Raw genomic sequence first — 5,739 nt, forward strand, 5'->3', positions numbered from 1 at the left:
GATATTGAATCCGACAAAGACACAATGCGCAAGCGCTGCGACATACTGGCAGAGCGTAACCAAGAGCTTGAAGAGCTCTCTGTCCACGACCCGCTAACAGGCCTCTATAACCGACGTTTTTTTGATCCGGATTTTATTCGTCTGCACGGCTATCATAGTCGACGCAAATCAAATATTGCTATTGCGTTTATTGATGTGGATTACTTTAAAAACTTTAACGATGTCTATGGGCATGCGCAGGGTGATGTGGCTTTGAAAGCCCTGGCCCATTGTCTGGCGGAGCACTTTTCTCGCGTAGAGGATCTGTGCGTGCGTTGGGGTGGCGAAGAGTTTGTGGTGGTAACGGGGGATGAGAAAGACCCGGAGACAGTGCTGTCCTATTTTGAAAGCTTTCGGCACAAAGTTGAAGATTTGCGCATTGAGAATACGAAACCGCATCGCCCTCCGCTCGGGTTAACTGTCAGTATTGGTGTATATTTTGGGGTGCCGGGGGCGGATGCAGACCCCGCTGCTGTTCTGCGAGCGGCAGATGAAGCAATGTACCGTGCTAAAAAGCAGGGGCGGAACTGCACGGTCATGGAGCGGAGCATTAATCCTTTGTCACTCGTGCAGAATGAGCATTGTTGGGAAGGAAAAGAAGATGGCGCATTGGCATCTGCTGCCAATGGCCATTCTACCGATGGTCGATAGCCTAATGGCTTAGAAGCTTAACCGAATACCGCTTTCGATATTTCTTCCTGCCTCGGGCGCATAGTTTTTCAGCAGTGAGGTATGGCTGCGGATTTCTTCGTCCAGTACGTTGCGCGCTTTTACAAACAAGGTCATTTCAACGTTGTTTAGCGTCAGGTGGTAGTCACCCGCTAGTTCTACCAAGGTATAGCCGTCGGTGGCACTTTCGCCGTCAGCGAATTTATCCTGCTCTCTTACTTGGCTTACCCGTACATGGGTAGACCACTTGCCGGCATGGTAGTGCAGCGCGGTGCCGTAGCGTTGTGCTGGTATGCGAGGTACGTAGCCGTTGCCTTCAGTAAAGCGCGCGCGTACATAATCGCTAAAAAGCTCCGCACTGAGGTTGCGGTGTACCAAGTTCAGCGGCAGGCCAACCTGAAACTCATAACCGGTAAACGCAGCGTTGCGCTGCTGAAAATTGGCCACCTGTACCTCATCAACTTCTACGCCGCTGTCCTGCAGGTAGGTATAGTTTTGAATTTCATTGTGATACAGGCTGAGCTCGGCCGTTACTGTGCCGAGGGTTTTGCGTAATCCAATTTCCAGATTGTGTGACAACTCCTTGTCCAGATCCGGATTGCCAACCTCAATGCGCGCCGTCGCGGCGTGTTCAACTGCGGTGTTCAAATCGCTTGTCTTGTTGCAGTTCTGGCTGTTGGAATACAGCTCTTCGACGGTAGGCGCGCGTTCGGAGCGGTTCAGTGCCAGCAGTGCGCTGCTATCGTCTCGAAAATCCCACAGTGCCGAGGCGCTCGCGGAAACGGTGTCATGCTCGCGCTTGCAGTCGCCGATATCAATGCGCTGCTGCTCTGCGCGCAGACCAAATTCGTAGGTCCAGCGGTTTATGCTGAGCTCCTCGACAAGAAAGAGTGCGCCACTGCTAATGTCTGCAGGAGGGATGAAAGCTTCCTCGCCTACAGCAGAAAATTCTCTATCCCCCAGTTGCAGACCTATGGCTCCTTGCCAATTTCCTACGGGCCGGTGGCGAACTACCAGTCGGCCTTCGCTGGCTTTGTTCTTGAACACGGTGCCCACTTCTGTTCCTTCCTCGGATTCCTCCAGTTCTCGATGTTGGTAATCGTTGTGGCTGAGACGAAAATCCAGTTCCTGAAGGAGTCCCTCGAGCTCGAGGCCGGCTTTGAGGTCGATGCGTTCTTGCTCCATATCGAGACGGATATCCGCTTCGCCATGGCCCTCATCGGAAGGCGTTGCTTCATGCTCCTCGTGAGCGCCGGGCGGCAAGCCGTAGTTGCTGTTGCTTTGATTGACGGACAGGCCAATAAAGCCCCGTTGCCCGATCCATGAGCCACCAGCGGTCCAGGCATCGGCACGTTTGTCACTGTTGCCGATATAGCCGCGTGTATTGTGATCCGGGACTTCCTCACCGGCTGCAGCGAGTGCTTTCGTGTCGATGGCGGAGCCGGCGATATCGAGGTTGTTGCTTTCCCGATAGAGTCCGTCTAAGTGCCACGCGAATTGGCCAACTCCGCCGTCGAAGCGGAATACACTGCTGTTCTGGTCGTTGGCGGTGGCATGGCGCGCTTCAACCGCGCCGCTCACGGCTTCCGGTAGTTTCTCAGGAATTCGGTTGTCCACAACATTGATAACGCCGCCAATTGCGCCGTTGCCATAGAGCAGAGTGGCGGGGCCGCGAATGATTTCGATGCGTTCGGCCAGCAGGGCTTCTGCGGCATAACTGTGATCAGGGCTGATATCGGCGGCATCCAGCGTGCCTACGCCGTCTTGTAGCACTCGCACTCGGTTGCCGCCCTGGCCACGGATAACTGGGTTGCCGACACCGCTGCCAAAGCTTGCACTGTGTACCCCAATTTCATTGCTGAGTGTTTCGCCCAGGCTGGCAGCAGCTTCCTGGCGCAGGGCTTCTCCGCTCAATACGGCAATCGGCAAGGCGGTGTCTGAGGCCGCTTTACCCAGTGGAGCCGATACCACAATTTCTTCAATGTGCTGATCAGCCGCCCATGCAGGCGACAGGACGAGGGCTGGAATTACCCATGCTGGAAATACTTTCATAGTGTTCTCTCACACGTTGTTGCGCCACAGGGCGCGATTAACCGGTTATTTCAGGTAGTCGATCCAGTGAGAGCGGGTGGTGCGCGTGCGGAAAACGCTTTGTGACTTGCAGAGTGCAGCGTATGAGGTTTGGCGGGGAAAAAAAGGTGGTGTCTTGGCCTTGGCGGAGCGGAACTGTGCGTGGAAACGGCGCTGGATTGCAGCTGCAATTGCAGACAGCTGTCGCATTCGCTGTAGTGTGCCAGACCGTCCTTGTGCAGGTGGGTGCTTGCCAGGCTGCCAATAAGCAGCAGCAGGCAGAGCGCCAGGCTTAAAACAGACTGCTTAGGAAGGTTGTAGTACCGCACGATTTTTGGAGGTCTCTGGGTTGTTCGTATCACCGGCCAGAAGCTGGTCAGCGCATTAATGCAATATTATAACATTTTGCCGGGTCGGCAAACTAGCCGTTTTCTGTTGGGCACACCCAACACTTTCGGTCTTGCTGTTTGGGTGAAACCGTTAAAAATAACGCTGTGGCACGCTCGCGGTAGTATTTCGCAGCTATGGGGGCGGTGCAGTTGATACACCTGTACCTGAACTCACGGCGAGAACGAAAGGAGATTGCTATGAAAACGCTTAACTCAGCAGCATTGGCACTGATTGTTGCAACGCTTACTGCGCCTGCACTGGCTGTTGGCGGCCTGGGCGGTTCCGGTAATGCCCAAGGTGGTGTAAACAGCGACTCGATCGAAGGCGCGAAAAACCAGAACGGCAGCGACCCGATCATGGAAGAGCAGGATGAGCTGCAGCAGCGTAAAAACAATGCGGAACGCTCGATTGAAGATTCCGATCAGGCGGCAACCGACCGCGAGCGCCGTATGGAAGGCGGCGGTAGCTTTTCCGCAGACTCGAATGGTTTCTCCGGTCAGGGTGGTGCCGATACCGAAGAAGCTGAAGAGTAATTTTTTACCTCTCCCCGCCTACGGGCGGGGGCCTTTCCCAGCTGTCCCTGCTAACAACATAGGCTGACGCCTGAACCCCGCATGCTTACAATCACGCTTTTATCCCCGTAAGCTGTCCCCATGACTGAAGACACAAAAACACCGCCCGAAACCTTTAAACGACTGAGAACTGGCGCGCTGTCACGGCGCTGGCAATTATCACGCGCCAGCATGCAATACGGCCGCCGTGCCATGGGTACCGCCATTCGTTCGCGATTTGGAGCCAGTGAAGAGCAACAGCAGGTTGATCGTCAGGCCAATATCGACGCCTTTGTTGCTGAGCTGGGTAAGCTCAAAGGCAGTATCGTTAAAATTGGCCAAATTATGGCAACCTACGGTGATTACCTTATGCCTCCTGAGGTGGTTACCGCGCTGCACCGTCTCGAAGACAATACCCCGCCTATGCACTGGCCGGCGATTCACAAACAACTGCTTAAAGAGCTGGGTGAAGAAAGGCTGGCGTTACTGGAAGTGGAGGAGAGTGCATTTGCGGCCGCTTCACTGGGGCAGGTGCACCGTGCGCGCATTCGGGCTAGTGGTGAGCAGGTGTGCCTGAAGATTCAATATCCGGGTGTGGATAAAACCATTGATGCGGATTTCAATGATCTTATCCGTCTGTTTAAAGTATCGCGAGTTCTGGAATCCACCCGCAGCGTTGATGACTGGTTCAGCGATATCCGCAATTTGCTGCACCGCGAGGTCGACTACACCAACGAACGCGCTGAACTCGATTTTGCACGCGAACAACTGACGGGAGATGCCCGTTTTGTTGTGCCGCAAGTATATGGCGATTTCTGCAGTCAACGAGTGCTCTGTATGTCGTGGGAGGAGGGCGTGTCGATAAAGGATCCTTCCGTGGCGGTACTGCCCCAGCACACCCGCAATGCGTTGGGGGAGTCTATTCTCGATCTGTTTCTGAAAGAACTGTATGACTGGCAGAGGATGCAGACCGACCCCAACTTCGGTAATTACCGGGTGCGCATAGAAGGCGATGCGGCAAAACTGGTGCTATTGGATTTTGGCGCCATAAGGCCGCTACCGGATGACTTTGTTGCTGATTTCCAGCGCATGATCATCTCGGCCTATGACCACAGCAAAGACGAATTTCTCGATGCATCAATAAAGCTGGGTTTTATGAAATCCCACTATCCCGCCGATGTGCTCGATAACTTTGCGGAGATTGGGATGGATATTCTGGAACCCATGAAGCCGCGCAGCGCGTCGGTACCCGAGGCGGCGATTACTGACGGCGAGTACGATTGGTACAAAAGTCAGCTGCCCAAGCGGATTGCCAAGCGTGCACTGGCCGCATCTATTAGCAAATACTTTGCGCTGCCGCCCAAGGAGTTTCTATACGTGATGCGCAAGCTCATGGGAGTGTATGCGCTGATAGCCGCTCTGCGAGGGCAATTTTTTGCCGATGAGTTATTGGGCAGAAAGCTGGATCGGTAGACGGTATTTTGGGGTGAAGGGAATAGCTTAGCCTTAATTTTTTAATTTTGGGTATATCTTCTCCCAGCTTGGTAGTATTTCGTGTCTGCATAACATAATAAATTCCGCAAAAGCGACCTATTATTCAGGTATCGTTTAACCGGAACGCAGACCACCATGACATTGCGGAAAATTTCTCTCGACGATAAATACGCTCTCGACACCACCCGCGCCTACCTCACTGGCATTGAGGCGCTGGTGCGTTTACCCATTCTGCAACACCAACGCGATCTTGAGGCGGGTTTGAACACCGCCGGTTTCATCTCCGGGTACCGAGGTTCTCCTCTGGGCGGTGTGGATCAGGCGCTATGGAAAGCGGGTAAGTATCTCGACAAACACAACATCAAATTTCAACCGGGGGTAAATGAAGACCTTGCGGCTACGGCCGTGTGGGGTAGTCAGCAGACCGGCCTGTTTCCCGGTGCCCGTTACGATGGTGTGTTCGGTATGTGGTATGGCAAGGGGCCAGGCGTCGATCGCAGCATGGATGTGATCAAGCACGCCAACG

General features: G+C 54.0%; 4 protein-coding genes and 1 pseudogene. 4 read left to right on the forward strand and 1 reads right to left on the reverse strand.

Features of this window, described 5'->3' with window-relative positions; translation table 11 throughout:
- The coding region (locus AC222A_RS18595) for a GGDEF domain-containing protein (protein WP_486775426.1) at positions 1–690 on the forward strand (690 nt) is incomplete at its 5' end.
- A 9-nt stretch (positions 691–699) separates the two neighbouring features.
- Here AC222A_RS18595 and AC222A_RS18600 read toward each other — a convergent pair.
- Positions 700–2,760: a TonB-dependent receptor gene (locus AC222A_RS18600; RefSeq protein ID WP_486775427.1), complete on the reverse strand. Its 2,061-nt coding sequence runs from the start codon at positions 2,758–2,760 to the stop codon at positions 700–702.
- Between the two features lie 605 nt (positions 2,761–3,365).
- Between AC222A_RS18600 and AC222A_RS18605 the strand changes: the two genes are divergently transcribed.
- From AC222A_RS18605 to AC222A_RS18615, 3 genes and pseudogenes are all read left to right on the forward strand, one after another.
- Positions 3,366–3,701 (forward strand): hypothetical protein, encoded by a 336-nt coding sequence (locus AC222A_RS18605; protein WP_486775428.1) that lies wholly within the window; start codon positions 3,366–3,368, stop codon positions 3,699–3,701.
- A 120-nt stretch (positions 3,702–3,821) separates the two neighbouring features.
- The gene (locus tag AC222A_RS18610) at positions 3,822–5,192 is read left to right on the forward strand and encodes an ABC1 kinase family protein (protein ID WP_372809865.1); all 1,371 of its coding nucleotides are present in this window, start codon (positions 3,822–3,824) and stop codon (positions 5,190–5,192) included.
- 156 nt (positions 5,193–5,348) lie between these two features.
- Positions 5,349–5,739 (forward strand): annotated as a pseudogene (locus AC222A_RS18615) (indolepyruvate ferredoxin oxidoreductase family protein); the annotation flags it as partial.

The organism is Litorivivens sp., from assembly GCF_057445395.1.